Raw genomic sequence first — 24,527 nt, 5'->3', positions numbered from 1 at the left:
TGGGCGCTGTGAGGGAGAGATCAGAGCGCGACTTCCACACCGAGGCCAGGGGCTATCGACCAGAGCGTCTTCCGGTTGGTGGACCCCGGGTACCACTCACCGACGAGCTGGACGCGGAACCGCTCCAGGAAGGCCATACCCGCCAGGGCCTGGACGACGGGGCGCGAGCAGGCCGTCACCCGGCTGGCACCGCGGTCCTCGCAGTCGGTGGTCCCATAGTTGTCATTGGCGCTGAACATCCACCCGCCACGCAGTCCGAAGCGGCTCTGCGCGAGGAAGGACTGGTCCGTGCGGGGCCGGTACTCGAGTCCTCCCACGAGGGCCACCGAGAAGGACTCGCCTCCTCCCGACGAGAAGACGTCCTCGAGGCCCCGGAAGCCGACGGCGCTCGCGAACCGGAGGCCCGTGGGGAGCCTCGACGCGAAGGCCCCCAGGCTCAGGCCGACCTCGCTCTGCGTGGGGCCCATGGTGAAATGCATCACGGTGTCCGGCGGAGCGAAGGCCACGCTGTCCGCGGCGAGCTTGCCCGCGAAGCCGACCACCTGCTTGTCGGCGCCGGGCTGCGCGGACGTGAGTCGGTGGAGGGCCCGCCCGATGGACTCCCGGATGCGCACGATGGCGAGGTCTCCACGCCCCGGCTCCACGCCGAGGTCGCGAAACTGGAACCCATAGGCACCCAGCAGCCGCATCGAGTAGTCCAGCTCCGGCTCCGTGGCGCCCTTCTTCCAGTCCGGCCAGCGGTTCGGCGCGATGCCGGGGACGTGGGGCGGAGGCTGCCCCGCCATGGCGCGGTCGCAGTGCGGGTTGCGCCAGGTTGTACCCTCGGCTTGCTTCCGGGCGGTGCTGCACGCGAAGTAGAGCTGGTCCAGGGACACCTGCAAAAGCGCGCGGAAGTCCGCCATGGCGTCACCCTGGCAGGCCCGCGTGGCGTCCGAGGCTCCGTCATAGACGGCGCGCATGCAGGTGAACGGCGCCCACCCGCCGGGCTCCTCCGTCGGCTCGCCAAGAGGGTCCGCGAAGCGCGCCGTGCCGGCGCTCACGTCCTCCAGCATCCTGCGGGCGTCGTACATGCCCAGGTAGAAGTCGAACGTGCGGAACTCGGTCTCGAAGAAGCCGAGGAAGGCGAAGAGGGGCGCGCTCGCGGCGGGGAAGTGCCGACGTGGCACGACGAGGTGCCTGGCGATTTCGGGCTCCTCTTCGAGCAGCATGGAGAGTTCCTTCGAGCGCGCCGTGTCCACGAGGGCGGCGACGAGCCCGGCCAACTCGGCCGGCAGGGACTCCGCCTCGGCCTGGGACTCGGCGGGAAGCTGGACGGGGTACTCGGTGGCATCGGGGTCGACGAACGCGAAGGCGATGCCCTTCGGGGTGTCGCGCACCCCCGGCGTGGGGACGTCGCGCCACTTCAGCTTGCCGTCGACAGGCCGCAGCCCGTCGCGCGCGAGCCCCACGGCCAGCCGCAGCGGCGCATTGTCGAAGATGCCTCCGTCGATGAACCGGGCGGTCTTCGCCTCCGACAGCGGGCAGACCGCGGGCGTGGTGGTGGACGAGCTCGACTCGCAGGTGGGCAGTGAGTGCGGAGGGAAGGCCACCGGGAACGACATGGAGGCGAGGATGAGGTTTCGCAGGTGCTCGAAGGGGATTTCGCCCTGGGCATCGGTGACGAGCAGCGGCTCCAGGCGACGACTGCCGGGCGTCGTGTAGTTGGTGGCGCGGGGGGCCTTTCCGGGGCCTCGGCCCTGGATGCGGATGGCGAACTTCTCCTCGATGCGCGGCAGCGACAGGCGCCCATTCGCGGCCCAGAGGACCCGAGGCTCCGCGCGCGTGGTGGACACGCCGAGCACCACGTCGCACGAGGGACTCACTCCCTGGTTCCAGGCCTCTTCGATGCCGGCTGCTCCGCGCTCCAGCCACTCCCGCGAGAACATCCCGAGCGGCGTCGTCGAGGACGGGAGGAAGAGGCGGTCGAACCCGATGGGAATCCAGGTGCGCCAGAACAGCGACTTCTCGGGGGAGGGCGCCTCGACGCCACAGGCGGCCAGCACCGCCAGCAGCGAGTTCAGGCTGCCAGCGGACGCGCCCGTGAGCAGCCGGAGGTCCACGCGCTGACTGCCCCGGGACGAGGCGAGCGCGTAGTACAGGAAGCCCGCTTCATACACACCCAGGGACACGCCTCCGCTCACGGTGAGGGAGACGGCCGAAGGGGGCGCGGCCTCCGGGTCCATCGGCTGTGACTTCGCCGGCGCGGTGGCGAGGAACAGCGCGCACGCGAGGGCGAGCGGAGACAAAGAGAGCGGGAAGCGCATGGAAGGGCGGATGGGCGGGGAGGGCCTGGCGACGGCCGGTGCGGCGCGTGCCTCGCTGGCTGCGACGGAACCCATGGCCCGGCAACGTAGACCCGCCCTGTCCCGGGCGCATCTGGCTTCCTGACGGGGTGCCACATCGTCGACTCCACTGGCGCGAAGGGATGTTGCGCCAGCGGAGGTCGTTCCATCAGCGGCGGCTCATGACCGCTCACGTGTTCGACGGGACACCGGCCTGCTGGAGCTCAAACCCGGACGGGTTCGCGCTCCAGCAGGAGTCCTCCGGTCGGAGGATTAGTAGCGGTAGGTGTCCTGCTTGTACGGACCGCTCTTCTCCACGCCGATGTACGAGGCCTGCTCCGGGGTCAGCTCGGTGAGCTGCGCGTTGAGCTTCCGGAGCTGCAGCCGGGCGACCTTCTCATCCAGGTGCTTGGGCAGCACGTACACCTTGCCCACCTGGTACTTGTCGCTGTGCGAGTACAGCTCGATCTGCGCGATGGTCTGGTTCGCGAACGAGCTGGACATCACGTAGCTGGGGTGACCGGTGCCGCAGCCCAGGTTCACCAACCGGCCCTTGGCGAGCAGGATGATGCGCTTGTTGTCCGGGAAGATGACGTGGTCGACCTGCGGCTTGATCTCCTCCCACTGGTACTTCTCCAGGGAGGCGACCTCGATTTCATTGTCGAAGTGGCCGATGTTGCAGACGATGGCCTGGTCCTTCATCTTCGCCATGTGGTCGTGGGTGATGACGCTCTTGTTGCCCGTCGCGGTGACGAAGATGTCCGCCTTGTCCGCGGCGTAGTCCATGGTGACGACGCGGTAGCCTTCCATGGCGGCCTGGAGCGCGCAGATGGGGTCGATTTCGGTGACCCACACCTGGGCGGACAGCGCGCGCAGCGCCTGCGCGGAGCCCTTGCCCACGTCTCCGTAGCCGGCGACGACGGCGATCTTCCCGGCCACCATCACGTCCGTGGCGCGCTTGATGCCGTCCACCAGCGACTCGCGGCAGCCGTACAGGTTGTCGAACTTGCTCTTCGTCACGCTGTCGTTGACGTTGATGGCGCGGAACAGGAGGGTGCCCTTCACGGACATCTCCTGGAGGCGGTGCACGCCCGTCGTCGTCTCCTCGGTGACGCCGAGGATCTTCGCCGCCTTGCGCGAGTACCAGGTCGAGTCCTGGGCCAGCTTCGCCTTGATGGAGGCGTACAGCTCGCGCTCCTCCTCGCTCTGGGGCGAGGCGAGGACGCTCGCGTCCTTCTCCGCGCGCTTGCCCAGGTGCATCAGCAGCGTCGCGTCACCACCGTCGTCCAGAATCATGTTCGGACCCTCGTGGTCGCTGCCCGCGGGGCCGAACTCGAAGATGCGGTGGGTGAAGTCCCAGTACTCCTTCAGCGTCTCGCCCTTGTGGGCGAACACGGGCGTGCCCGCGGCGACGAGCGCGGCGGCGGCGTGGTCCTGCGTGGAGAAGATGTTGCACGACGCCCAGCGCACCTCGGCGCCCAGCGCCTGCAGCGTCTCCACCAGCACCGCCGTCTGGATGGTCATGTGCAACGAGCCCGTGACGCGAGCGCCCTTGAGCGGCTGCTGCTTGGCGTACTCCTCGCGGATGGCCATGAGGGCGGGCATCTCGCTCTCGGCGATCCGGATTTCCTTGCGGCCCCACGCGGCGAGCGACAGGTCGGCGACGGCGTGGTCCTGCTTCTGGGTCTGGGGAATGGCGGTCATGAGAATGGCTCCTGCTGATGGTTGCGAATCGTGCTGGCGAGGACCTGCCGAGCCGCTGAAAGCGGACCCACCCTCGCAAGCAACGCGTCCAGGTGAGTGCCGTTGGGTATTCCGCTTCGAGCCTGGGGCCAGAGGCCTCGCAACACTCCTCGAAGTCGCGGGGAAACTACGAGAAGCCGCCGCGAATTTCAAAGGGAGATTGCCGCCCCGGTGGGCAGGCCGGCGACCTCCTCGCGGCCGCCTTCACTGGAGGGCTCCAGGGGGCTTGAAGGGGCGGGCCCCGCTTCCATGTGGGTGCGTGGACCTCCTGGAATCGTGAGATTCTGGACAGGGCCGCCAGCAGGGAGGCACCATCGCCGCCTCCCAACAACCCCGAGGGGCCGCAATGCCGTCGAAAAGCGCTGGAGCATCTCTGAAGGCCATCAACGAGAACATCCGGGCCGCCTATGCCCGACGCGACCGCTGGGCGGCCCTCGCTCCCGAGGTCTTCGAGGCCCTGAAGGGGCAGATCCAGAAGGCGAACCAGGACGCCGGCCCCAAGTCCGAGGGCACCCTGACGCTCGTCATCGAGCAGGTCCCCCACTGGGATGACTCGCGGGCGTACGAGGTCCGGTTCCTGGGGCACGACATCGGCCTCGTCAAGGGCAACGGCGTTCCCGCCGGGCCGGTGCATGCCCACGGCGCGTCGCTGAAGATCGCCCCGCTGGTGAGCGGCCTGATTGGCGCGAGCTACACCCCGAGCTTCCTCACCGTGGGCGAGGAGCACTACGGCGACGCCAAGCCGGAGCTGGCGCTGCTGGGTGTCTTCGAGCCGGACGAAATCGCGCGCCCCAAGCTGCTCGAGGAGCTGCTCGACAAGACCGCCGCGCGCGCCGCCGTGGACCACTGGGCGAGCGGTGGCACGGTGCGGGCGACGGGGGACTGACCCTCGTCAGCCGTCCTCACGGGCTCCAGGACCGACACGAGGTCCTGGGCGCCCGCGGGGCTTCAGGGCGAGACGACGGGGTAGTGCTTCACCAGGTCCTTCCAGGCGGGCTCGGAGAGCCCCCAGGGACCGCAGATCAGCTGCGTCAGGTGCGGGAAATGGACCCGGTTGCGCGTGAGCGCTTCGGCGCCCCCGTCGGTCAGGATGGCTCCCGTCAGGTCGAGCACCTCGAGCGACTGGACGTGCTTCATGCGGACCAGCTCGCGGCACAACACATCGCCGAAGTGGCAGTTGTGCAGCTCGAGCCGACGGAGGGCGGCAAGTCCCTTCGCCTCGAAGAGGGGCGCCAGGTCCTCGGGGGTCCACGCGATGTACCACTCGTACTGGAAATCGATGTGCAGTCGCTCGAGCTTCGGGAGTCGTGCCTCCCGCAGGAACTGGAGCCCGGTGCCCTTGGGAACGGGCGCGTGCTTCCACTGCGACAGGTCCGAGGGGCCACAGGGTGTGTGCCCCAGCCAGTGAAGTGAGAGCTCACGCAGCTCGGGATGCTCGACGTGCTCGGCGTGAAGCTCCGTCATGGGCAGCACGAGGGTCTGGAGCCTCGGGTACAGGGCCAGCAGGCGCGCGAGCGAGTGCAGCTGGACCCAGCGAATGCGCTCCTTCCCGTTGGGACTGGAGAACTCCAGGGACCACTCACGCAGCGACGGTCGAGCGCCCGCGCGCTCCAAGGCATCGAGGAGCTCTTCCAGCGGATTCGCCCCGAGGCCCGTGAGCTTGATGCCGAGTGACTCGAGCGACGCTGTGTCAGGGGAGGTGAGGGCGATGCTCAGCAGCGCGAGCCCCGCGTCGGGGCGGGTGAAGTCGTGGAGGTCCAACGAGAGCCCGAGCGTCCGCGTGTCCTGGCGTCGACGCTCGAGCGCATCGTCATGGATGTCCTCCCAGGAGTTCTTCCGGTCGATGGTGAGCTGCTCCAGCGACGGAGGGAGGCCGGCTCGACGGATTTCCTCGAGGACGAGGGAGAGTTCTGCTTCAGAGCCTCCAAGGTCCACGCGCAGACTCAAGGCTCGAACGGGCTCCATCCGGATGAGCCGTGCGTAGACGCCACGGGCGCGGCTTGCGTCCACGGTGACGCGGTCCACGAACCCGCGCACGAACACGGCGTCCCCCGGCAGGAGTCCGAGCTCCGCGAGCCACGTCGCCTCATGTGCCGCGAGCAACGAGGCCTCGCGCTCCCGAAGCGTCGGCGCGGCGGCCTTCGTCCCGGCCTTGGCGAGCGCGCACTGCACCTGGATGAACTCGCCCCGTGGGTCGCCCTGGTGTCGTAGCGCCTCGGCGAGTCGCAGGCGAAAGGTGTCCGTCGCATCGGCTGCGAGCGCCGCCAGGTCGTTCGGTGAATGCGTCACGCGCCGGACTGTACGGTGCGGCGAGGTTCTCGCCCACTGTCCGGCCTGGCGCCGCTGCCCCCTCGGCGCGCTTCCTCGCGGTGCGTGATTGGCTTCTGGAGGGGCAGGGGACGGCAAGCCAGGGGCCTGCTGTCCCCAGACCGAGGTCCGGCTCAGGTGCTCATCGGTGAACTACCCGCAGGCGTCACTGCACTGGGTGAGCTGACAGCCATAGCTCGCCGCCTTCGCATCGGCGTCCTGTCGCGCGAACCGACACGCCTTCTTGCAACCGCCGAGGAAGGTGGTGGAGCCAAAGCCAACGACACCACAGGTGCCTCCGCTGGCGGTGATGCCCGAGCAGGTCGTCTTGCAGTTGCGCGCGAACTGCTCGACGTTGTTCTCCTCGGACGAGGTCTCCTCCCCAGGCAGTTGCTCGGTCGTCTCCTCCGAGGGGGATTCCTGCTGCTCCTCCCCAGGCCCGCAGCCCGCGCCACCGAAACCCAGGATGCCGAGGACGGCCAGCAACATCACATGTCTCTTCATGACAACTCCTTCGCGCCTGTCTGGTGAAAGTGAAGTCCCAGGAGGCGGTGAGTTGTCTAGGTTTTCGTGGATATCCTGTCAATTTGGTGGATTTGGATGTGTTTGTTGTTGATGCGCGTTTGTGAGAGGGCGAGAGGAAGGGTGCTCAGCCGAGGCGCTGTTCGGGGTGCAGGCACGCCGCCAGTCGGCCCCGTTGCAGTTTGCCATTCGACGTCCGGGGGAGCTCTTCCACCCGGTAGAACTCGGTGGGGACCTTGTGCGGGGACAGGCGCTCACGCAGGGCCTGCCGCAGCTCGCGCTTGAGAGGGTTGGGCGCGCCGGGTTCGAATTGCAGGAAGGCCGTCAGTGTCATTCCATACAAGGCATCGTCGCGGCCCGACACGGCGGCGTCCGTCACTCCTGGCAGGGCACGCAGGGCCGCCTCGATTTCGAGCGGGCTCAGTCGTTCCCCGCCGACCTTGAGCAGGTCATCGTTGCGCCCCAGGAGCGTCACCAGCCCCTCGGGACTCCGTTCCGCCACGTCGCCGGTGTGCAGCCAGCCCTCCTCGCGGACCTTCTCGCGGGTGGCCTCGGGTGCTCCCAGATACCCCAACATCACCTGTTCGCCGCGCACGCACAGCTCGCCCTCCGGGGTGAGCTTCACGGTGAGCGAGCCGACCGGGAAGCCGGTGGCGGTGGAGAGAAACGCGGGGTGGTCGCTGCGCAGGCAGAGCACCCGGGGCGCCAGCTCCGTCTGGCCGTAGCAGGTGTAGACGCGGCTGGAGGGAAAGGCCCGCATCAGGCGTTGGCGCAGCTCCAGGTTCAGCGCCGCGCCAGCGGAGACGACGTGGGTGACGTCTTTCGTGAGCGCGGGTGCGTCGCCGAGCAGTCGCAGCAAGGTCTCGTGATGGGAGGGGACTCCGCTGATCATCCCATGTAGTCGCCCTTCGTCGAGCAGCCGCTTGAGTTCGACCAGGTTGCCGAGCAGGGACGTGGGGACACCCGCCGCCAGCGCGGGGAGCAGTTGTCCGAGCAGTCCGAAGGAGTAGGAGAGCGGAAGGAACAGCGTCTGCTGGGACACCGACGCGAAGTCGAGGGACGCGAGGACCGCGGCCACGTTCGCCTCGATGTTCCTCCGGGAGAGCTGCACCGCCCGAGGCGCCCCCGTGCTTCCGGAGGTGAACAGGACGACGGCTGTCTCCGGGTGGTGGGGCGGCTCGCTTCGGCCGCTTCGCCAGGAGACGGACAGGGACTCGTCCAGCTCGAAGCAGTCCCCCAGGCCGCTTCTCCGCGCCTTGACTTCCGAGTCCGTCCACTCCGGCGCGAACACGGCCAGCGGAACACCCGCCTCGTAGAAGGCCAGGAAGCGGGTGATGAACCCGAGGCTCCGATGGGCCCGCAGGATGGCGAGACCGCGCGGCCTGTCGACGAGGCCCGCCTTGAGGGTCTCGACCTCTCGGCGGAGTGCGGCGAAGGAGCAGGTCTCCTCTCCGAGGATGAGGGCAGGGGTGTCATCCGCGCGGAAGAAGGCGTGTGCGGTGCTCATGAGGCGTCCGCTCCGTGGCTAGAGGCGCTTGAGCAGCGCGCAGGCGGACGCGCCTCCCGCACCCGCGGAGATGAGCAGGACGCTCTGCCCCGCGCGCAGTGGGAGCTTCTCCTGGAGGTGCGCGAGCGCGATGCCCACGCTGGCTCCCGACGTGTTGCCTGTGAACTGGACCGTCTCCACCACCTTCGCGGGGTCCGCCCCCAGCTTGTCGGTGATGGCCCGGATGAGGTGCAGGTTGGCCTGATGGGGGACGAACCAGTCCACGTCGGCCACGCTCATGCCCAGCCGCCGCAGCAGCGACGCCGCGCCCGCCGACATGTTGTCCACACCCTTCATGAACAGCGTGGCCCCGTGCTCCATCTTCAGGAAGACCTTGGTCGGGTCATCGTTCAGGTGGTGGGGCAGGCGGGAGCCTCCGGCACGGATGGCGATGATGTCCGCCATGGAGGCGTCCGCACCCAGCTCGCTCGCCACGAGCTGATAGTCGGCCTGCTCGGGGCGCGGAGTTACCAGACAACTGGCGGCCCCGTCACCGAACAGGGCCGTGGTCGCCAGGTCCTCGCGGTTGAGGAACTTGGAGCGGATATCCGCGGCGATGACCAGATGGTCGCTCCCCGTGGCCAGCGCGAGTCCTGCTCCCACATGGACGGCGCTGGTGAAGCCCGCGCAGGCGGCCACCAGGTCCAGCACGCCAATGCCATCCAGTCCCAGCTTGGGGAGGACCAGTGGCGAGGTCGGCGGGGTGGGGAAGTCACCCGACACGGTGGCCAGCAAGAGCTGGGAGATTCGCCGGCGGTCGATGGCGCAGTCCTCCAGCAGCCGCAGGGCCGCCGCCGCCGCGATGTCGCTGCACGCCTGCTCCGGCTCCACCCAGTGCCGCTTCTCGACGCCGGTCCTGTGGGTAATCCAACTGGGGCGCGCCCGAGTCCCCATCCAGTCGAGCACGTCCTGATTGGTCATCACCTTCGCGGGCAGCCACGAGCGGGGCCCGAGCAGGTACACCGGTGCGGTGGGCTTCAAGAAGCTCATGGCTTCAACACTCCTTCCAATCGGAACATGGGGAGGCCCCCGGTGACGTCCAACACCGCGCCGTTGATGTACTGGTGCGCGGACAACAGGGAGTCGAGCGCTTCGCCGAAGTGCTCGGGCTCACCCAGCCCCCCCTGCGGGATGACGCCGCCCATCCGCTCCACGTAGAGGGGCCTGGACCAGTACTTCTTCGTCCGCGTCGTCTTGAAGAGCCCCAGCCGCACGGTGTTGCTCAGGACGTTGAACGCGCCGTAGTCCACCGCGAGGTTGCGCATCAGTCCTTCCAGCGCGGACTTGCACAGGATGTATGCGCCATAGCGCCCCGTGCCGCTGACGGTGGAGATGCTGGAGATGAAGACGATGCGGCCCCAGCGGGCTTCGACCATGGACGGCAGCAGGCGGCGCAGCAGCCAGACGTTGCCCATCAGGTTCGCGGTGACATCCTCTTCGAGCGCCGCCTGGGGAAGTTCATGGAAGCGGTGCAGGGGAGGGCGCCGCGTCCAGGCATTCAGCACCAGTCCCTGGAGGCCTTGGGCGAGCAGTCCCTCCAGGGCCGCGTCGCTGCGTCCGGGCGCCGCGAGGTCCAGCACCAGCCCCTGGGCCTTCAGTCCGTCGTCTCGATACCGCGCCCGCAGCTTCTCCAGCGAGGCTTCCGAGGACGCCGTCACGAACACCTCGTCACCCAGGGCGAGCCGTCGGCGAGCAATGGAGCGTCCGATGTCGGAGCCGCCTCCCGTGATGAGGACCCTCATGTGGCGCCCAGCTTTCGCAGCCACGCGGTCAGGGAGTCGAGGCTGTGGAACGCCTGCTCGGAGAAGTCCCGCCCGGAGATGCGCAGCGACAGTTCCTTCTCCAGCGCCGCGACGCCGAGCACCATCAGCAAGCTGTCCATTCCGTACGCGGCCAGGGGCTCGGAGGTGTCCGAGGGAAGCTCCTCCATGCCGGCGATGCGCAGGGCCTTCTTGATGCGTTCGAGCAGGTCCATGTCTGGGCTCCCCCGGTTCACTGCTTCACCCAGTGCTGCATGGCGAAGGACAGTCCTCCGCCCACGCTCATCAGCAGCACCGAGTCCCCCGGCGCGAACAGTCCCTGCTCCAGCGCCTCCGACAGCGAGAAGAGGACGGAGGCGCCGCCGATGTTGCCGACGCGGTCCGCGCTCCAGACGAGGCGGGCCTCAAGTCCTCCCTCCGCGCAGACCTGCTCGATGAGCTTGCGGTTGATTTGGTGGGCCACCACCCAGCGGACTCGCGCCAGGCCCTGGCCGCCAGGGAACATCGCGCGGAGCATCTCCAGGTAGCGTCGCAGCGCCTCCTCGCGAAGCCGGGTGCCATCTCCCGCCATCGCATAGCCTCCCTGCTCCAGGACGTTCCTGTCGGGAGGCAGTCTCCCCGGCGTCGTGTACAGGTCCACCAGCGTTCCGTCGGTGGCGTAGAGGCACTGGCGAACCTCGAAGTCGGGCGAGGTCGGCTCACGGCGAAGCCACAGGGCCGCGCCCCCATCCGCGAGGATGAACCAGGTCTCCTTGAGGGCCGGGTTCATCACCTTGGAGAGCGTCTCCGCGCAGCTCACCATCACGTTGTCGTAGCCGCTGCCCAGCAAGGACATCGCGAGGTGCAGGCTGGCCAGGGACGTGGAGCACCCCGCCTTGAGCTCATAGGCCGCGGCGTGACTGTCGAGCCGTCCCAGGATGGCCGCGGCCTGCGAGCCCGTGTAGCGGCTCGTCGTGGTGGTGCCATGAATCAGCGCTTCGATGTCGGCGCCGCCGTGGCCACCCAGTGCGCGCCGGGTCGCCGTCAGCGCGAGGGACTCGCTGGTCTCCTCGTCTCCTGGGGCGAGGGGCGGTTCTCCCGGGAGCGCTCCGGGCAGTCTCGCGAGGTAGCGCTGGCCGAAGCCCAGTCGCGCTCGCAGCTTCCGGCCGAGCGCCTCCAGCGTCTGGGCGGAGCGGCCGTGTTGCTCGGTGTCCCGGGCGAGCAGCTCCGCGTTGGACACGGTCCGCGTTCCAGGCCACGAACGGCCATGGCCCAGTACCTGGATGCCCAGGCGTGGCTCCAGCACCTTCATGGCGCGCTCGCTTCGACGGGAGCCTGGGGAGCCGGCGTCACCTGCGCACGGGCCGGGTTGAAGTGCTCCCACTCGAAGTTCTCGAGACGAGAGTCCTCCGGCAGCGTGTCCTTCAAGAGCTTGTTGTTGATGCCAATCCAGCTCCTCGCGCCGATGGTCGTCCGGGGCCCCACCATGGCGCCGGCTCCGAGGAACACGTTGTCGCCGATGTTCACCTCGCCCAACTGCACCTTGTCGCCGAGGAACACGTGGCCGAGGACGAAGACATTCGCGCCCATCGTGCAGCCCTTGCCGATGGTGAGCAGCGGGTAGTCCGCGAGGATGGCGAAGAGGGACGAGTTCACCCCGTACGCGATGCGGGCCCCCATGGCCCGCCAGTACAGATACTTGGTGACGTAGAACGTGAAGAAGAACGGCTGGAGTCCGCAGATGCGCACCGCGTGACCCAGACAAAGGACCGAGTACCAGGCGAGGTAGTCCCGGGACAGCTCCATCGCGTAGGTGCCCGGCCGCATGCGAGGGATGCACAGGCGCATGAGCCAGCACGTCGCCAGGAAGACTCCCGCGAGGACTCCGGGCGCCAGCAGCGCCCACGCGGCGAACCCGGGCCTGTCCCAGCGCCAGCGCAGGAAGAGCAGACATGACCACCACGCCACGAGGCCCGGCGGCAGGGCGAACGCCATCGTGACGAGGTCCACGAGGAGCACTCGCGTGAGGCCGAAGGCACGGGACTGGTGCTTGAACCGCTGCCTCGCGGTGGCGAGCGCGTCCGTCGCGTCCTGGGTCACGCGGCCTCCTGGTGGACGGGGCTCGGCGCTTCGGGGTTGACCTGGAAGAGGGGGAAGTAGGAAGCGACGCGGGCCTCCTCGACGTCACGCGCGAGCTGGGGAATCTCCTCCCAGGTGTAGACGCGCTCGCCGTCCACGGGGGGCAGCCAGCCCATCTCCTCCGCGAAGCCCACCGCCGCCACGGCCTCCGAGTAGCGCGCGTAGTGGGTGTGGATGTGCTGGTGCCTCTTGGTGCACTCGGTGGAGCGCGAGAGGTCGATGAGCTCCGCGCCGAGCTTCCAGCCCGCGGTGGCAATCACGCCCTGGCGGCCGAGCGCCTTCAGCGTGGCCTGGAAGAGGGGCGCGCCGATGTGGTCGAGGAAGATGGAGACATCCTGGCCACGTCCTGCCTCCTTCACCTTCGCGAGGAAGCGCTTCTCCGACTGGGTGTAGCGCTGGCGGTAGCCGGAGTCCGAAGCGAAGAGGGCCGGGTCCAGCATCAGGTCGGGGAACTCGCGCCGGTCGATGGGGATGATGTCCACGGAGGCGAGGTGTCGCAGGCGCTCGTCCTGGGAGGCGACCATGGCCACCCGGCACCCGGCGTACCGGGCCAGTCGGAGCTGCGCATAGGAGACGCCGCCGCCCCAGCCGACGACGAAGGGCGCGGGGCAGTCCGACTCGCTGACCTGCAGGCGCCAGCAGCCATAGGCGAGTCGCCAGTTGGACCAGGCGGTGATGTAGCGCAGGGAGAACGCGGCCCACTGCTTCAGCGAGTGACGGGTGTCGCGAGGAATGGGGACGAGCACGCGCTCGGGGAGCCGCGTCTTCCGGGCCAGCAGGCCCATGGTGTGGCTGGCGTCGTAGGCGAGCACCTTGACCGGGTAGCCGTGCTCGTCCTGCTCCGCGTTGCAGAACACGAGGCAGAGGTCTCCCGGGCGGACTCGCGTGACGGCGCTGCCCGTCTCGAGGACGCGCACGACGCCCGCGTTGCCGATGACGACCTTGTCTTCCCGACGCAGCCGACAGATGTCCACGGGCACGCGCTGGAGGGCGTGCCCCATGTTTCCCTCCCAGCAGCCATAGAGGGGCTCGGCGAGCACGTGCTCGGGACCGAGGTCCGGGATGATGAAGGACTCCTGGACCAGCTCACCCGGGACGCTCTTGCCGTCCCGCTGCTTCTCTCCGCGATGAAGGACCCAGGCCTGCGCCTCTTGCATGACCGCTCCAGTGATGCGCCGGGGGAGAGTCGCCGAGCGCGTCGAAGTGGAGGGATGATGTTGAATCCTGATTCATGTCTCAAGAATGCCCGGGGTGCGCCTCCTCCTGCCGCGAGTCCCCGTTGTCGTGGGGAATGTCGCCGCGGGGCGAAAACGCAGGTGGGGCGTCGGATGCCACCCCGATGACGTGCTCACGGAGCGACGGGAGGCCGGGGATCCGACGGGTCGTGACGCCGGCCTGCTCAGCGGGTTGTGCGCGGTGCTCATCGACCGCGAAGGAGCTGGGGGCGAGCGTGGCCTGCACCAGGCGCTTGGGACCGTTGCCAGTGACAGTCGCCGCTGACTGTCACCGGCGACAGGTCATCGCCAGCGTCACGCCTGGAATGCTTGCGTGAGTCTGGCGATCGCCGCGGGGAGGCCGCGCACGCGGAGCTTCCGGCCGTGCTCGTCGTACTCCTCGTTGAGCACCGTGGTGTGCTCGTACACCTCGCCGATGCGTCCCTGACTGGCGTATGGAATCACCAGGTGGGCTTCCACCATCGACGCCTCGAAGAACTGGATGATGACCTGGCGGAGCTTCGCCACGTCGTCCGGCCGATGGGCCGAGAGCAGCACGGCCTCCGGATGCTCCGCGCGCAGTGCATCCTGCGCCGCCTGGTCCAGCCGGTCGGTCTTGTTCAGCAGGAGCTTGCTCGGCACGGTGTGCGCGCCAATCTCTCGCAGCACGGACCGGGTGACTTCCAACTGCAACTTCCAGGTCGGGTCCGACGCATCCACCACGTAGAGCAGCAGCGACGCTTCCAGCGCCTCATCCAGCGTGGAGCGGAAGGACGCCACGAGGTCGTGCGGCAGCTTCTGGATGAAGCCCACCGTGTCGGAGACGAGCACGCGAGGACGGGTCTCTGGATGCAGCGCGCGCACCGTGGTGTCCAGCGTGGCGAAGAGCTGGTCGGCGACCAGGACCTCGCTCCCGGTGAGGGCGCGCATCAGGGAGGACTTGCCCGCGTTGGTGTAGCCGACGAGCGCCACCCGGAGCTGCTCCCTGCGGGCATACCTGCGATGGTCCTGCTCCTTCTGGATGACGGCGAGCCCCGCGCGCAGCTCCGCGAGGCGGTCCCGGATCTTCCGCCGGTCGAGCTCCACGGCGGAGTCTCCCGCGCCACGCCCCTGCTGCCGCTCCCGGCCTCCAGAGGACTCCCGCAACCGGGGCGCGAGGTAGGTGAGCCGGGCAATCTCGACCTGCATGCGCGCCTCGTGGCTGCGCGCGTGCCGGTGGAAGATGTCGACAATCACGCCCGTGCGGTCCATCACCTGGGCGCCGGTGGCCTTCTCCAGATTGCGCAACTGGCTCGGCGACAGCTCGTGGTCGACGACCACCACCGTGGGACGTGGCCCACTGACGTCTTCCTCGGGCTCGGAGGCGTCGTCATCCTCGTCGACGTCCTCGGCCTCGGAGTCGTCCGTCTCGGAGTCCTCCGACTCGGTGCCCTCAGTCTCAGTGTCCTCCGACTCGGAGTCGGTCGCCTCGGTGCCTTCCTCGGAGGTCTCCTCGGCCTCGGAGTCCTCCTCGGCGGCCTCCCACTTCGCTCGGGCCTTGGAGGTCCGGTCCCGGGCGCCCGAGGTGATGACTCCCGGCCCTCCGGTGAGCGCGGCCAGGTCCTTGAGCTTTCCCTTGCCGAGCACCGTTCCCGTGGCCAGCGCTCCTCGGCGCTGGGACACCGTCGCCACGGCGTCGTAGCCCAGGGTGTGCACCAGCCTCTTGAGCTCCGCGAGGTCCGCGGCGTGCTCCGTGTCCGTCACGCTGGGAAACTGGACGCCCACGAGGACGGCACGGGGGCGAACAACTGGCGGGGTCTTCGACATGGGCATGCTCGTAACACGGTGAGGCCCCAGGTGGGGTAAAGCTGGCCTGCCTCCCCGGTTCCAGGCGACTGTCGCCTGGGGGAGCAGGCGACTGGCGACCTCCGTCCGACAAATGCCATGAGAGACCTCATCCAGACGGTTGGCGACCTGCTGAGCCGTGCGCCCGCGAGCGATGACGAGTCGCCTGCCTTTCGCCCAGCCTCCGCGTGGCTCCTCGTCTGCCTCATGCGCCAGCTCGTCCGTCAGCGCTGGCTCGTCCGTATCATCGACGAGCGACTCACCCCGAAGTGGGACGAAGGCGAAGAGGACGGGGATGTCCCGGGTCTCGAGGGCTGGACGTACGACTTCCATGGACGCGGCTGTTGCCTCTCCAGCGCCGGCGAAATCCTGGACGTCGATTTCCACGGAGACGAGGGGACCACCATCGACCCCTACTTCTTCGCGACCCGCCTCCACTCCCTCTCCGCGCCAGGGGTTCCCGAGGTCCGTCTCATGGCCCTGCTTCCGGGCCGAGACCTGGTGGTGAGCGCCATCCGGGAGCTCCAGAACCAGGGGCTCCTGCGGCACCCGACCAGTGAGCATGTCTTCCGGCTCCCGCCGGAGCTGGAGGCCCTGGCCGAGGCAGCCGAAACCCTGGACCTCGGCTCGCGGCAGGCACGCGAGCAGAGCTTCGTCCTGCTCGGAGACTTCGAGGCGCTGGACGACAGCACGTTCGCGGCGAGGGCGCGGGAGGCACGGGAGGCACGCAAGCAGTGGCTCCTGGCGCGGACGACCGCCCCCACCTCTGCGGGTGATGCCCTGGCCGCGCTTCAGGAACTCTTGCCTCCCGACGCGTTCGTCCAGGCTTGCGCGCGAGTCCTCTCCGGCCCCATCTCCTCGGCCATGGGAGATGCGATTGAGCGGTTGGACACGCTGCCGGGCGTCGCGGGAGGCCCCGCGGTGTTCGCGCTGCTCCAGCGCTTGTCTCCGGAAGAGCATCACCCCTATTCACTCCATGCCGCCGCCAGCTACCTGCTTCGCCGTCAGTTCGAGCGGGAGAGAGTGCTCGCGGCGGTGCTCGCCTTCGCTCGGGTGGACAAGGTGAAGGGCTACGGAGGCAATCCCTTCGACGGAGACTTCGCGCTCCTGGCCCTGGAGCATGCGCCTGAAAACGCCCTGGAGCTGGTGCGGCGCGCGCTGCGCTCCTCCGTGCCCTATTGCCGGATGCGAATCGCCACCGTCCTCTGTGTCCTGGACACACCGTGGACTCAGCGGGAGTTGAGCGCGGCCCTCCAGGAGCGCGCCGCGTCGGACGCGGGAGATTCCAAGTACCTCCAACTCGCGCTCGCACGGAGCCAGTCTCCATGGGCCCGCGCCATCGCCGCGCGGTGGGGACGCCAGCAACCGCCTCCCGCCACCGCGGAGATCGGCTTCACCCATGAAGAGGTGATGGCGGCCAACGCGGACAGCTGGTTCGACGCCGAACTCGAGAAGGCCCGCGCCTGGGTCCAGCGGACGCGGATTCAAACACCGCACGAGCCAGGGTGAGACGCCCCCAGGCTCCAGGGGCGTCCCGTCCCGAGCGACACTGCTGGAGGACGGCTCAATCGCAGCGCTGGACGTCCTCGGTGATGAAGCCGTTGCGGCTGGAGATGCTCCGGTCGTAGCAGTCGCCGGGGAACCCGCTCACCCGGTAGCGATGCGTGGAGGTCCCCACCGCGTTGCGCTGCGCCCGGGGGACGCCCAGCGTGTACGCGGCCTCTCCGGTGAAGACGTCACTGCTCTCGCGGTGCGCCAGCGTCTGGAGACCTCGGAGGTCGAACGCGTCCTCCGCGTCGTTCATGGTGATGGTCGTGGTGAGCCGGTTCTCGGGCGTCACGCTGATGAGCCCGTCGAGCACGAAGCGCTTGTCGGAGCGGCTCACCGTCGGAAAGAGGTCGCGACCCACGACGGTGACGGTGTTGGTGTCATTCCACGTGGCGGTGAGCTCGTCCGGGTTCTCCATGTCGCCCAGCCAGCGGTGCATGCTCGCGTTGGACACCTTCTGCTCGACCGTCGTCAGCTCCCAGCCGCGCGAGGTCTTCACGTAACCAGACACGCGCAGGTGCTGGCCGCCTTGCGTGTCCACCTGGTGCCAGCCGTCCACCAGCGCGTACGTCGAGTCATTCGTCAGCGCCCCCAGCGAGTGCTGGAGCAGTCCGCCCGTGACGCGCGCGGCGTGCGAATCCCGCCAGACGAGGACGTTGGTGGGCAAGTCCCACCCGGGGCGTCCCTCGGGGACCCCCAGCACGCTCACCCGGAGTTGGTGCGGCTGGCCGTCCGTCAGCAGGCCCACGAAGGGGGTGAGGTCATACGCGATGGGGCGGATGTTGAAGGCGCGCGGCGCCGGCAGCACGTACCAGAGGAACGGGTTGGACCAGCCGCCCGTGTACACATGCGGGAAGGGCATGGCGATGCCCGCCACCTTTCCATCCACTTCAATCCGCACCTCGCGGTACGGGCCCGCGTCGGCGGGGCACGAGTACGGCACGACGGTGGGCGCGGTGATGTACCAGAACTCCTCGCAGCCACCGCCCGAGCCCGTCGCGTAGACCTCCGCGATGAGCCGCGCGGTGTTCTGGGGCACCGTCACCTCGCCCACCAGCGCGCTTCCCTCTCGGCGCGGGTTGACGAGCGGAAGCACGTCGCTGGCGGTGCTGGCCGGGGGCAACCGCCGTCCCTGCGCCGGGTAGAACGTCAGGTACACCTGCACGTCCAGTACGCCCGTGTACGTGTCGTTGACCACGTTGCCAATCAGCATCCACACGGGCTGGGACTGGCGCAGCAGCGGCGCGTAGGCGGTGACATCCTTCTCCACCGACCACGCGATTCCCTCGCGAGACGGCTCGGGCGTGGACGTCTTGAAGAGGGTGACGCCGCCCACCTCCAGGTGGCCCAGCCGGTCGTACTGGACGCCCTGGACCTTGCCTTCCATGCGCAGCACCACCTTGTGCCACGGCCCCGGGCAATCCGCGGGCGGCGTGAAGGTGCCGGTGAAGGGCGTGAAGTCGTCGAACTTCTCGTCGACGATTCGGACGGTGCACGACGCCGTCGCCGGCCGCTCCACCGTGGGGACGGCCGTGCGAGGGTCATCCCAATCCGTACCGAACTCAGGGGGCGGCTCGACGGCCAGCGCGGGCAGCGCCGCGCCGAGGGCGAGGACTGCCGCGGCGAATGCTCCGGGGAAAGGACGCACGGCTTTTCCTTGGTAGGCGGTTAGTCCGTGGAGACTAGGCCTCGCCGGTGCCGTGGGCAATGCGCGAGCTTCCGGTGCGAACCCGCCCCGGTGTCGGACACTCGCGGAGCGCCGAGGGCACCCGGGCCCCCGCGTCCGGCGAGGGGCTTTCCGAGCAGGGCCGCTGTCATCAGGGCCATGGCCGCGCGGCTCGGGTCCTCAACTTCCACGCGCGCGTCGCGCTTCTCAGCGCTTCGGTTGACGCGCCTTGTTGGCCACACGCTTCTTCTTCGCTCCGCTCGAAGGGCCGCGCTTGTGTCGGGGTGTCTTGCGCTTCGAGGGGCGCTGCTTGCCGTCTTGCAGCGCCCGGTCGAGCGTGCGACCGGCGCCCGCCACCACCCCGTCCTGGCCCAGGGTCCCCTTCAACGTTTCGTCCACAGCACCGCCGGGAGCGAGCGTGCCCTTCACGGTGCCACCCACGTCTCCCAAGACGCGTGTCAGCGCGCCTCCGGGTCCAGTGGCCCCCTTGGCGACATCTCCGACGTCGTGAACCGCCTCGGAGATGGCGCCTCCGGGCCGAAGCGTTTCGTGGGTGGCCTCTCCCACCTCCGAGATTGCGTGGCCTACCGGGCGCAGAAGGCTTGCGAGCAGCTCCGGGTTGTTGTCCACCGTCTGCAGGGCGCGATTCAGGATCTCATAGACGCGCTGGAGCCGGACCTTCAGCAGGGCCTGCGCCTCCACGCCCTTGATGGTCAAGGCCACCCGGTCGATGTCCACCTCCGCGCCTACGTCCAGCTTCACCAGATTGGCGAGCTCCGCGTGCAGGGCCACCCGCGCGTGCAGTCTCTCCACGTCGAGTGATATCTCGTCCACCTTCACCGTCGGCACGTCGAGCAGCACGTCAGGAATGGTCTCGATAGGCCCTTCGTCGGCGCCCGCCACGGCGAGCACGTGGCGGGTGTCTTCGCGCGTCACCTCACCCGTCGGGCGTCCGATCTTCCCCGAAGGCGCGTCCCGTCGGGCTTTCTTCGCGCCGGACCTCTCCGCGTCCCGTTTCCACGGATTCCATTTCGCCACGGTCGACTCCCCCTCGTGGCCCAAACCTGGGGACGTCTCGCGACCTGTCATCCTCGGGGTCGTCCGCCCTGACCGGTGGGTCTGGGTGCCTCGTGGGACGCGGGCGGACGCAGGCATGGCCTCTCGAACAGGAGGGCCTCGGGCCCTGCCTCTCCGCGGGGCCTTCCTATCTTTGAGACTCACCGCGAAATGTCACGCCTCCACGTGTGGAGCGGGAGAGAACCCATGCCAGAACGTCGAGGCAAGCCCACCCGACGTCGCCGTCCCTCGGGGCGCACGGCCACACCCTCGAAGGGCCCTTCGCACCGAGTCATGACCCGGCGCACGCGGGGCGACTCGGCGTCCACGCAAGCCCCGGAGAACTCCGACCTCGACGCGGTCATCAGCGCGAAGGCGAAGGGACGCTCACTCGAAGTCCACGCCCTTCAGGGGGTGCGAGTGCGCACCTGGGCGCCGCCCGACGCGCGGCGCGTCCACGACTCGCACCGGGTCGGGCTCCCCGCGCACCTCGCGCCGGGCGAGCACCACGGTCCTTTCGAAGCCGGAATGCGAGTGGGGGTGCGACTGCCCGACCCTCCACGCCTTCATGGAGAGTCGCCTCCCGTCCGGCCTCGTCGGAAGCGTTCGAGCAAGCCGCGCCGCCCCTGAGGCGCTGGCCTGCTTCGAGGCTGCCCGCGGTCAGCCGCCTTTTCGCTCGCCGCGCTTTGCCGTGCGCTTGGGAGAGGTGTCGGGTTCTTTTTCAGTCAGTCGCTCGGCCGCCGACGTGATGGCCATCCGCCGAAGGCTTGAAACCGCGTCCTCGAACTGCCCGGAGCTCTCCAACTCGTCTGCGAGCCCTCGGAGCTTGTCCGCCGCGCGTGTATAGGCCCGCCGCTCCGCGTGGGAGGAGGGGAGGAGGGAGGCCGAGAGGAAGCCCACGGCCAGGGCGCCCAACCCGAGGCCCACGGGATGGGCTCGCACCGTGCGCTCGGTCCAGGAGCGGGCCTGGGCCACACGGGCACGGGCCTCGTCCCGGGTCGGCATCCGCTCCTTGAGCGTTCCCGTGACGGCCTGTCCCTTTCGCTGAACGGACCGCAGGGTTGCCAAGGTGCTCTCCCGGGCCCCACGCCGGGGAGGCCCGTCGTCCGCCCGTGCGGGTGCCTGCTTCTTACTCGCGGCCTTCTTCATGTTTCGGCCCTCCCCTCGGTATCCGTCACACCGCTGGCGCGGAACACGCGTCCGGCGATGAGCCCCACTCCCAACAAGCCCGAAATCAACCAGCCGGGGCGCTGTCTCACCTGACGCCCCGCGTGCTCCATGAGCTCTCCGACCGAGTGCTGGTCCAGTCGTGATGAGGCGCCACGCAGCACGCGTTCGCCTGTCTCGAGCATGTGCTGAGACAGGGGACTGGGGGTCCGCCGGGTGGCTTGCTCCAGACCTCGGGCCGCGTCCTCCAACGCCTGGGCGAGGTCTCCGCGCTGAACGTCCAGCCGCTCGATGACCCGGTCGCGAGCGAATCCCGCCGCATGCTCCAAGGGCTGCCGTTTCAGCCTCTTCCCGGGTGTCTGGCGTTGCGTATCGCCGCGCGTCCGCCGCTCGCCCTTCGCCTTCGCCGAGCCCATGACGTGCCCTCCTTCTGTTCCCCGCAGGCGGCGGGGATGTCTTGAAGTTAGGCACCGCGCGCTTCGGCCGGGCAGTCGGACTGCGCAAGGTGTGTCTGCTCGTCCGAGCAGCCGGTTCCGCGCGGATGCGGTCATCGCCACCTTTCTTCTCCTGGAGGTCGATATGAAGGCGGAGCAGGAGAAGACGCTGCACGAAGAGGTCGTGGCGACGCTGGACCGGCTCAAGCAAAAGAATCCGGAGCTGGAGGAGGAGTTCCAGCGGGTGCGAGGGTACGCCGTCTTCCCCTCGCTGGGGCGGGCGTCGCTGGTGCTGGGAGGCTCCTACGGCCATGGAGAGGTGTTCGAGAAGGGCAAGCCCATCGGCTTCGCGACCCTCTCCCAGATGACCATCGGTGTGCAGGTCGGAGGACAGACGCTGAGCGAGGTCATCTTCTTCGAGGACCGGGACGCCATCGAAGCCTTCAAGGGTGGCAAGGTGGCCTTCGCCGCCAATGCCTCGGCGGTCATCCTCAAGGCCGCGGCGTCGGGGACCACCAACTACGCGAAATGCACCGCCCACGCCTACTCACGCGGGGGGATGCTGCTCGAGGCCTCGCTGGGCGGACAGAAGTTCACGTTCATTCCCCCCTCCAATGCGCCGGCCCGTGTGAACGGCGATGAGGGCCAGAAGGCGGGTGAAGGCTCCCCGGACGAGCGCTCCAACGGAGAGAGGAGTGGCTGGCTGCCTCGGACGCCGCGCCACCCCGCGGCCCTGGCGACGGGACTGTCGACCGCGGCGATGCTGGTGACCCGGCTCTTGAAGACGCGTGCCAGTGCCCGGTCCTCTCCGCAGAGCTGAGGCACGCATGCGAGAGACGCTCGTCAATCTCGCGCGGCGGGTGCTGGCGCTCGCGCGCAAGGAGTTGGCTGTTCATGGGCGGCTTCACCGGGACGTCCTGGCGACGCTGCGCGGATTGGAAGCGCGCTCGCCCGAGTTCGCCCGGGCGAGAGCCCGCGCCCATGCCTGCGTCGTCTTCCCCTCCCTGGGACAGGGCAGCGTGGTCCTCGGCGGTGTCTGGGGACTGGGCGAGGTCTTCGTGCGGGGGCGACTGGTGGGGTACTCGGCGCTGGTCCAGTTGACGCTTGGCGTGCAACTGGGGGGACAGACTTCTTCCGAGGTCATCCTCTTCGAGGACCGTGAAGCCTTCGAGCGGCTGAAGAAAGGGAGGACTGGCCTGGCGCTCGGCGGCGCGGTGACCCTGGTCAAGGCGGGCGTGGCGTGGGCCCGCGGCCCGAAAGGCAGTACGGCCGTCGCGCTGGCCACGCGCGGTGGTTTGTGGGCGGGCGTGGGGCTCGGGATGCAGCGACTCTTCTTCGTGCCAGCGGTCCTCACCCGGGGAGGTGTGTTGCGTGAGGGCCTGCCATCCCTAGCTTTTTCAAGGGCGCGAACGTCGGCTCCGAGGGCGAACGGAACCAGGGAGAACATGATGGCCAAGGCGCAGGCGAGCAAGTCGGGGCGGAAGGGGCTGGATGGCCCCTCTGCCTTGGGACGTCGGATTTCGGGCGCCGATTCGCGCAAGGTCAGCGAGCGCGCTCGGGCGGCCGTCCAGAAGGTTGGTGAGCGAGGCCGGCAGACCATGGAGCACCTGCGCGAGCGGGTGCCGAGCGGAAGGGAGATTCAGGCGCGAGCGGGCCAGGCCCGAACATGGGCCGCGGACCAGATGGGGGCGCATGCGGTCGCGATAGGACTCACCACGCTGGCCGCGGGAATCGCGGGAGCCGCGCTGCTCCCGGTCTCGGACCGCGAGCGACGTGCCTTGTCCTCGGCGTCCGGCAAGGTGAAGTCGCTGTCCCACTCGATTGGTGAAAGTCAGGTCCTCGCCCGGGCGAGGAAGTCGCTCAGCGGCGTGACGAAGTCGGTCGGCGACAGGGTCAGCCGTGCCAGGAGTGGCGGTACGCCCGAGGTGGCGGAGCAGGCGCGCGTCCCGCGCAAGAACGCCCCCGCGCGGGGACGGAAGACCTCGGGGCGGTCCGCGGCGGCGAAGACCTCCCGCCCCACCGCGAAGCGCGCGAGCCCGAAGAGGGGCCCAGGCGGTGCGAGGAGCACGAAGAAGGCGGGCGCGAACCCCACGCACGCGAAGACCTGAAGCCGTCCGCATGCGCGAGGTCCCTCGCTTCTCGCACCGGAGCCCCCAGGCCCGGTGACGAGGGCCTGGGGGGACTTCAGGGGTGAATCACTCCACCCAGTGCTGGACGGTCAGGATGCGGAAGCCCGTGGCGACGTTGACGAAGAAGTGGACCTGGATGCCGGCCCAGGGACCGTCGTCGTAGCCGAGGTGGCAGCCCTTGAACGTGCCGCCCGCGGTGCGCGAGTCCAGGTCCGACAGGCCGTTGGTGACGATGCTGGTCGGAATCTGCCCCTGGTACTGGGCGGTGCTGGCGGCGCTCGCGACGTAGCTGTGGACCTCGGCGGCGTTGGCCAGGTTCGGGCGGTTGGTGAAGCGCGAGTTCGGGAAGGTGGCGGGGTCGATGCCGAAGCACGTGGCGTAGTCCAGCCGGTCATTTCCGTGCGCGCCCGCCATCACGTCCTCGATGTCGAACGAGAGGTCCATCTTCACCGTCCAGTTGCTCTCCGGCACGGCGTTCACCGTGGAGACGAGGACCTCCAGGTCGTAGCCCTGGGTGGCGGCGTTGCGCAGGGTGCGCAGGCTCGCCGCGCCGATGCCGGACGCGTTGGAGATGGCCTGCACCGAGGTGAACGGGCGCAGTCCGAGCAACTGCGTGGCGCCATTCCACGCGTAGGGGAGGATGGCGTACAGCGTGCTGGCGTTCACGGTGTTGACCAGGGAGACCACCGCCGCGGCGTCATCGGTGGAGAGCGCGAGCTCGTCCAGGATGCCCACGCAGCTGCTGGTGATGTAGCCCAGCGAGCGCGCGCCGCTCTCGATTTGCGTCAGGCGGACCGGGCCGACCAGGTGGACGCCGGAGACCTCCGCCAACGTCACGAAGGGCGCCGTCGAGCGGCGGCTGACGAGGTTGAGGACGACGTCGCTGGGCAGATACGCGTCCAGCGTCGCGGGCGCGGCGGTGTTCACGAAGGTGAGCAGGCCCTGGCACTCGGGCGCGAGGTCGACATTGGTCGTCGTGAGGGGGGCGACCTGGTCCTTGGGCGCCTCCGTCGACGACGGTTCGGAGGAAGGCTCGGGGGACGTGGTGGGACCGCAGCCGACCAGCAGGCTGGCGGAAAGCAAGGCTGAACCGAGACGACGCATGGATGACTCCTCAGGGGTGTGGCGTGAGGCGTCCCCCATACACCAGTCGCATGGGTCACTGACAATCC

22 protein-coding genes and 1 riboswitch are annotated in these 24,527 nt (G+C 68.9%); of the genes, 4 read left to right on the top strand and 18 right to left on the bottom strand.

Annotated elements, in window-relative coordinates; all coding sequences use genetic code 11:
• Positions 1-20 precede the first annotated feature (20 nt).
• Complete coding sequence (locus tag HUA76_RS35540; protein WP_254614686.1) at positions 21-2,378, bottom strand: patatin-like phospholipase family protein; 2,358 nt, start codon at positions 2,376-2,378, stop codon at positions 21-23.
• A gap of 216 nt (positions 2,379-2,594) precedes the next feature.
• Positions 2,595-4,025 carry an adenosylhomocysteinase gene (gene ahcY / locus HUA76_RS35535; protein WP_174463345.1) on the bottom strand — a complete coding sequence of 477 codons (1,431 nt, stop codon included), beginning with the start codon at positions 4,023-4,025 and terminating at the stop codon, positions 2,595-2,597.
• 87 nt (positions 4,026-4,112) lie between these two features.
• Positions 4,113-4,182: riboswitch (S-adenosyl-L-homocysteine riboswitch) on the bottom strand.
• A 228-nt stretch (positions 4,183-4,410) separates the two neighbouring features.
• On the opposite strand from ahcY, the gene HUA76_RS35530 reads away from it, so the two are divergent.
• Positions 4,411-4,950 carry a hypothetical protein gene (locus HUA76_RS35530; RefSeq protein ID WP_141641543.1) on the top strand — a complete coding sequence of 180 codons (540 nt, stop codon included), beginning with the start codon at positions 4,411-4,413 and terminating at the stop codon, positions 4,948-4,950.
• Positions 4,951-5,012: 62 nt separating this feature from the next.
• Here the strand turns inward: HUA76_RS35530 and HUA76_RS35525 are convergent, their stop codons facing one another.
• The 10 genes from HUA76_RS35525 to hflX all read right to left on the bottom strand — a co-directional run bounded on the left by HUA76_RS35525 (position 5,013) and on the right by hflX (position 15,337).
• Positions 5,013-6,353 (bottom strand): hypothetical protein, encoded by a 1,341-nt coding sequence (locus tag HUA76_RS35525; protein WP_174463344.1) that lies wholly within the window; start codon positions 6,351-6,353, stop codon positions 5,013-5,015.
• 171 nt (positions 6,354-6,524) lie between these two features.
• Entirely contained in the window at positions 6,525-6,875 is a 351-nt protein-coding gene (locus HUA76_RS35520; protein WP_174458008.1) for a hypothetical protein, read from the bottom strand.
• A gap of 145 nt (positions 6,876-7,020) precedes the next feature.
• Positions 7,021-8,400: a class I adenylate-forming enzyme family protein gene (locus HUA76_RS35515; RefSeq protein ID WP_174458007.1), complete on the bottom strand. Its 1,380-nt coding sequence runs from the start codon at positions 8,398-8,400 to the stop codon at positions 7,021-7,023.
• An 18-nt stretch (positions 8,401-8,418) separates the two neighbouring features.
• The gene (locus HUA76_RS35510; RefSeq protein ID WP_174458006.1) at positions 8,419-9,429 is read right to left on the bottom strand and encodes a 3-oxoacyl-ACP synthase III family protein; all 1,011 of its coding nucleotides are present in this window, start codon (positions 9,427-9,429) and stop codon (positions 8,419-8,421) included.
• On the bottom strand, positions 9,426-10,181 hold the full coding sequence (locus HUA76_RS35505) for an SDR family NAD(P)-dependent oxidoreductase (protein ID WP_174458005.1): 756 nt from the start codon (positions 10,179-10,181) through the stop codon (positions 9,426-9,428). The genes HUA76_RS35510 and HUA76_RS35505 overlap by 4 nt, the downstream gene beginning before the upstream one ends.
• On the bottom strand, positions 10,178-10,414 hold the full coding sequence (locus HUA76_RS35500; RefSeq protein WP_141641549.1) for an acyl carrier protein: 237 nt from the start codon (positions 10,412-10,414) through the stop codon (positions 10,178-10,180). Before HUA76_RS35500 ends, HUA76_RS35505 begins: the two co-directional genes overlap by 4 nt.
• A gap of 17 nt (positions 10,415-10,431) precedes the next feature.
• Positions 10,432-11,490, bottom strand: coding sequence for a 3-oxoacyl-ACP synthase III family protein (locus tag HUA76_RS35495; protein WP_174458004.1), 1,059 nt, complete (start codon positions 11,488-11,490; stop codon positions 10,432-10,434).
• The gene (locus tag HUA76_RS46585) at positions 11,487-12,278 is read right to left on the bottom strand and encodes a DapH/DapD/GlmU-related protein (RefSeq protein WP_174458003.1); all 792 of its coding nucleotides are present in this window, start codon (positions 12,276-12,278) and stop codon (positions 11,487-11,489) included. Before HUA76_RS46585 ends, HUA76_RS35495 begins: the two co-directional genes overlap by 4 nt.
• Positions 12,275-13,474 (bottom strand): zinc-binding dehydrogenase, encoded by a 1,200-nt coding sequence (locus tag HUA76_RS35485; protein ID WP_174458002.1) that lies wholly within the window; start codon positions 13,472-13,474, stop codon positions 12,275-12,277. The genes HUA76_RS46585 and HUA76_RS35485 overlap by 4 nt, the downstream gene beginning before the upstream one ends.
• A 372-nt stretch (positions 13,475-13,846) precedes the next feature.
• Positions 13,847-15,337 carry a GTPase HflX gene (gene hflX / locus HUA76_RS35480; RefSeq protein WP_174463343.1) on the bottom strand — a complete coding sequence of 497 codons (1,491 nt, stop codon included), beginning with the start codon at positions 15,335-15,337 and terminating at the stop codon, positions 13,847-13,849.
• A 117-nt stretch (positions 15,338-15,454) separates the two neighbouring features.
• On the opposite strand from hflX, the gene HUA76_RS35475 reads away from it, so the two are divergent.
• Complete coding sequence (locus HUA76_RS35475; RefSeq protein WP_174463342.1) at positions 15,455-16,864, top strand: hypothetical protein; 1,410 nt, start codon at positions 15,455-15,457, stop codon at positions 16,862-16,864.
• 55 nt (positions 16,865-16,919) lie between these two features.
• On the opposite strand, the gene HUA76_RS35470 is transcribed toward HUA76_RS35475, so the two are convergent.
• From HUA76_RS35470 to HUA76_RS35450, 5 genes are all read right to left on the bottom strand, one after another.
• Entirely contained in the window at positions 16,920-18,551 is a 1,632-nt protein-coding gene (locus HUA76_RS35470) for a peptide-N4-asparagine amidase (RefSeq protein ID WP_174463341.1), read from the bottom strand.
• Positions 18,552-18,776: 225 nt separating this feature from the next.
• Positions 18,777-19,505 carry a hypothetical protein gene (locus HUA76_RS35465; RefSeq protein ID WP_254614685.1) on the bottom strand — a complete coding sequence of 243 codons (729 nt, stop codon included), beginning with the start codon at positions 19,503-19,505 and terminating at the stop codon, positions 18,777-18,779.
• Between the two features lie 507 nt (positions 19,506-20,012).
• The gene (locus HUA76_RS35460; protein ID WP_141641556.1) at positions 20,013-20,195 is read right to left on the bottom strand and encodes a hypothetical protein; all 183 of its coding nucleotides are present in this window, start codon (positions 20,193-20,195) and stop codon (positions 20,013-20,015) included.
• Positions 20,196-20,285: 90 nt separating this feature from the next.
• Entirely contained in the window at positions 20,286-20,693 is a 408-nt protein-coding gene (locus HUA76_RS45795; RefSeq protein ID WP_254614684.1) for a hypothetical protein, read from the bottom strand.
• Between the two features lie 77 nt (positions 20,694-20,770).
• A complete protein-coding gene (locus tag HUA76_RS35450) occupies positions 20,771-21,208 on the bottom strand; it encodes a hypothetical protein (protein WP_254614683.1) in 438 nt (145 codons plus the stop codon).
• Between the two features lie 163 nt (positions 21,209-21,371).
• On the opposite strand from HUA76_RS35450, the gene HUA76_RS35445 reads away from it, so the two are divergent.
• Both HUA76_RS35445 and HUA76_RS35440 read left to right on the top strand, forming a co-directional pair.
• Positions 21,372-22,046 carry a lipid-binding SYLF domain-containing protein gene (locus tag HUA76_RS35445; RefSeq protein ID WP_174463340.1) on the top strand — a complete coding sequence of 225 codons (675 nt, stop codon included), beginning with the start codon at positions 21,372-21,374 and terminating at the stop codon, positions 22,044-22,046.
• 7 nt (positions 22,047-22,053) lie between these two features.
• Complete coding sequence (locus tag HUA76_RS35440; protein ID WP_174463339.1) at positions 22,054-23,334, top strand: hypothetical protein; 1,281 nt, start codon at positions 22,054-22,056, stop codon at positions 23,332-23,334.
• Between the two features lie 87 nt (positions 23,335-23,421).
• On the opposite strand, the gene HUA76_RS35435 is transcribed toward HUA76_RS35440, so the two are convergent.
• Positions 23,422-24,459: a hypothetical protein gene (locus tag HUA76_RS35435; RefSeq protein WP_254614682.1), complete on the bottom strand. Its 1,038-nt coding sequence runs from the start codon at positions 24,457-24,459 to the stop codon at positions 23,422-23,424.
• Positions 24,460-24,527 lie beyond the last annotated feature (68 nt).

The organism is Myxococcus sp. CA056 (genome assembly GCF_013336715.1).
In the GTDB taxonomy this organism is placed as follows: Bacteria; Myxococcota; Myxococcia; order Myxococcales; family Myxococcaceae; genus Myxococcus; species Myxococcus llanfairpwllgwyngyllgogerychwyrndrobwllllantysiliogogogochensis.
Note: the sequence above shows the minus strand (reverse complement) of the source record. Positions and strands in the feature narration are given on the sequence as shown.

What these genes read in the sequence shown, in the direction of transcription:
- HUA76_RS35485 (WP_174458002.1), bottom strand. Translation starts at nt 13,474, where the DNA reads ATGCAAGAGGCGCAGGCCTGGGTCCTTCATCGCGGAGAGAAGCAGCGG.
- HUA76_RS35530 (WP_141641543.1), top strand. Translation starts at nt 4,411, where the DNA reads ATGCCGTCGAAAAGCGCTGGAGCATCTCTGAAGGCCATCAACGAGAAC.
- HUA76_RS35450 (WP_254614683.1), bottom strand. Translation starts at nt 21,208, where the DNA reads ATGGGCTCGGCGAAGGCGAAGGGCGAGCGGCGGACGCGCGGCGATACG.
- hflX (WP_174463343.1), bottom strand. Translation starts at nt 15,337, where the DNA reads ATGTCGAAGACCCCGCCAGTTGTTCGCCCCCGTGCCGTCCTCGTGGGC.
- HUA76_RS35520 (WP_174458008.1), bottom strand. Translation starts at nt 6,875, where the DNA reads ATGAAGAGACATGTGATGTTGCTGGCCGTCCTCGGCATCCTGGGTTTC.
- HUA76_RS35460 (WP_141641556.1), bottom strand. Translation starts at nt 20,195, where the DNA reads ATGAAGGCGTGGAGGGTCGGGCAGTCGCACCCCCACTCGCATTCCGGC.
- HUA76_RS35435 (WP_254614682.1), bottom strand. Translation starts at nt 24,459, where the DNA reads ATGCGTCGTCTCGGTTCAGCCTTGCTTTCCGCCAGCCTGCTGGTCGGC.
- HUA76_RS35515 (WP_174458007.1), bottom strand. Translation starts at nt 8,400, where the DNA reads ATGAGCACCGCACACGCCTTCTTCCGCGCGGATGACACCCCTGCCCTC.
- HUA76_RS35500 (WP_141641549.1), bottom strand. Translation starts at nt 10,414, where the DNA reads ATGGACCTGCTCGAACGCATCAAGAAGGCCCTGCGCATCGCCGGCATG.
- HUA76_RS35510 (WP_174458006.1), bottom strand. Translation starts at nt 9,429, where the DNA reads ATGAGCTTCTTGAAGCCCACCGCACCGGTGTACCTGCTCGGGCCCCGC.
- HUA76_RS35475 (WP_174463342.1), top strand. Translation starts at nt 15,455, where the DNA reads ATGAGAGACCTCATCCAGACGGTTGGCGACCTGCTGAGCCGTGCGCCC.
- HUA76_RS35445 (WP_174463340.1), top strand. Translation starts at nt 21,372, where the DNA reads ATGAAGGCGGAGCAGGAGAAGACGCTGCACGAAGAGGTCGTGGCGACG.
- HUA76_RS35440 (WP_174463339.1), top strand. Translation starts at nt 22,054, where the DNA reads ATGCGAGAGACGCTCGTCAATCTCGCGCGGCGGGTGCTGGCGCTCGCG.
- ahcY (WP_174463345.1), bottom strand. Translation starts at nt 4,025, where the DNA reads ATGACCGCCATTCCCCAGACCCAGAAGCAGGACCACGCCGTCGCCGAC.
- HUA76_RS35495 (WP_174458004.1), bottom strand. Translation starts at nt 11,490, where the DNA reads ATGAAGGTGCTGGAGCCACGCCTGGGCATCCAGGTACTGGGCCATGGC.
- HUA76_RS35540 (WP_254614686.1), bottom strand. Translation starts at nt 2,378, where the DNA reads ATGGGTTCCGTCGCAGCCAGCGAGGCACGCGCCGCACCGGCCGTCGCC.
- HUA76_RS35505 (WP_174458005.1), bottom strand. Translation starts at nt 10,181, where the DNA reads ATGAGGGTCCTCATCACGGGAGGCGGCTCCGACATCGGACGCTCCATT.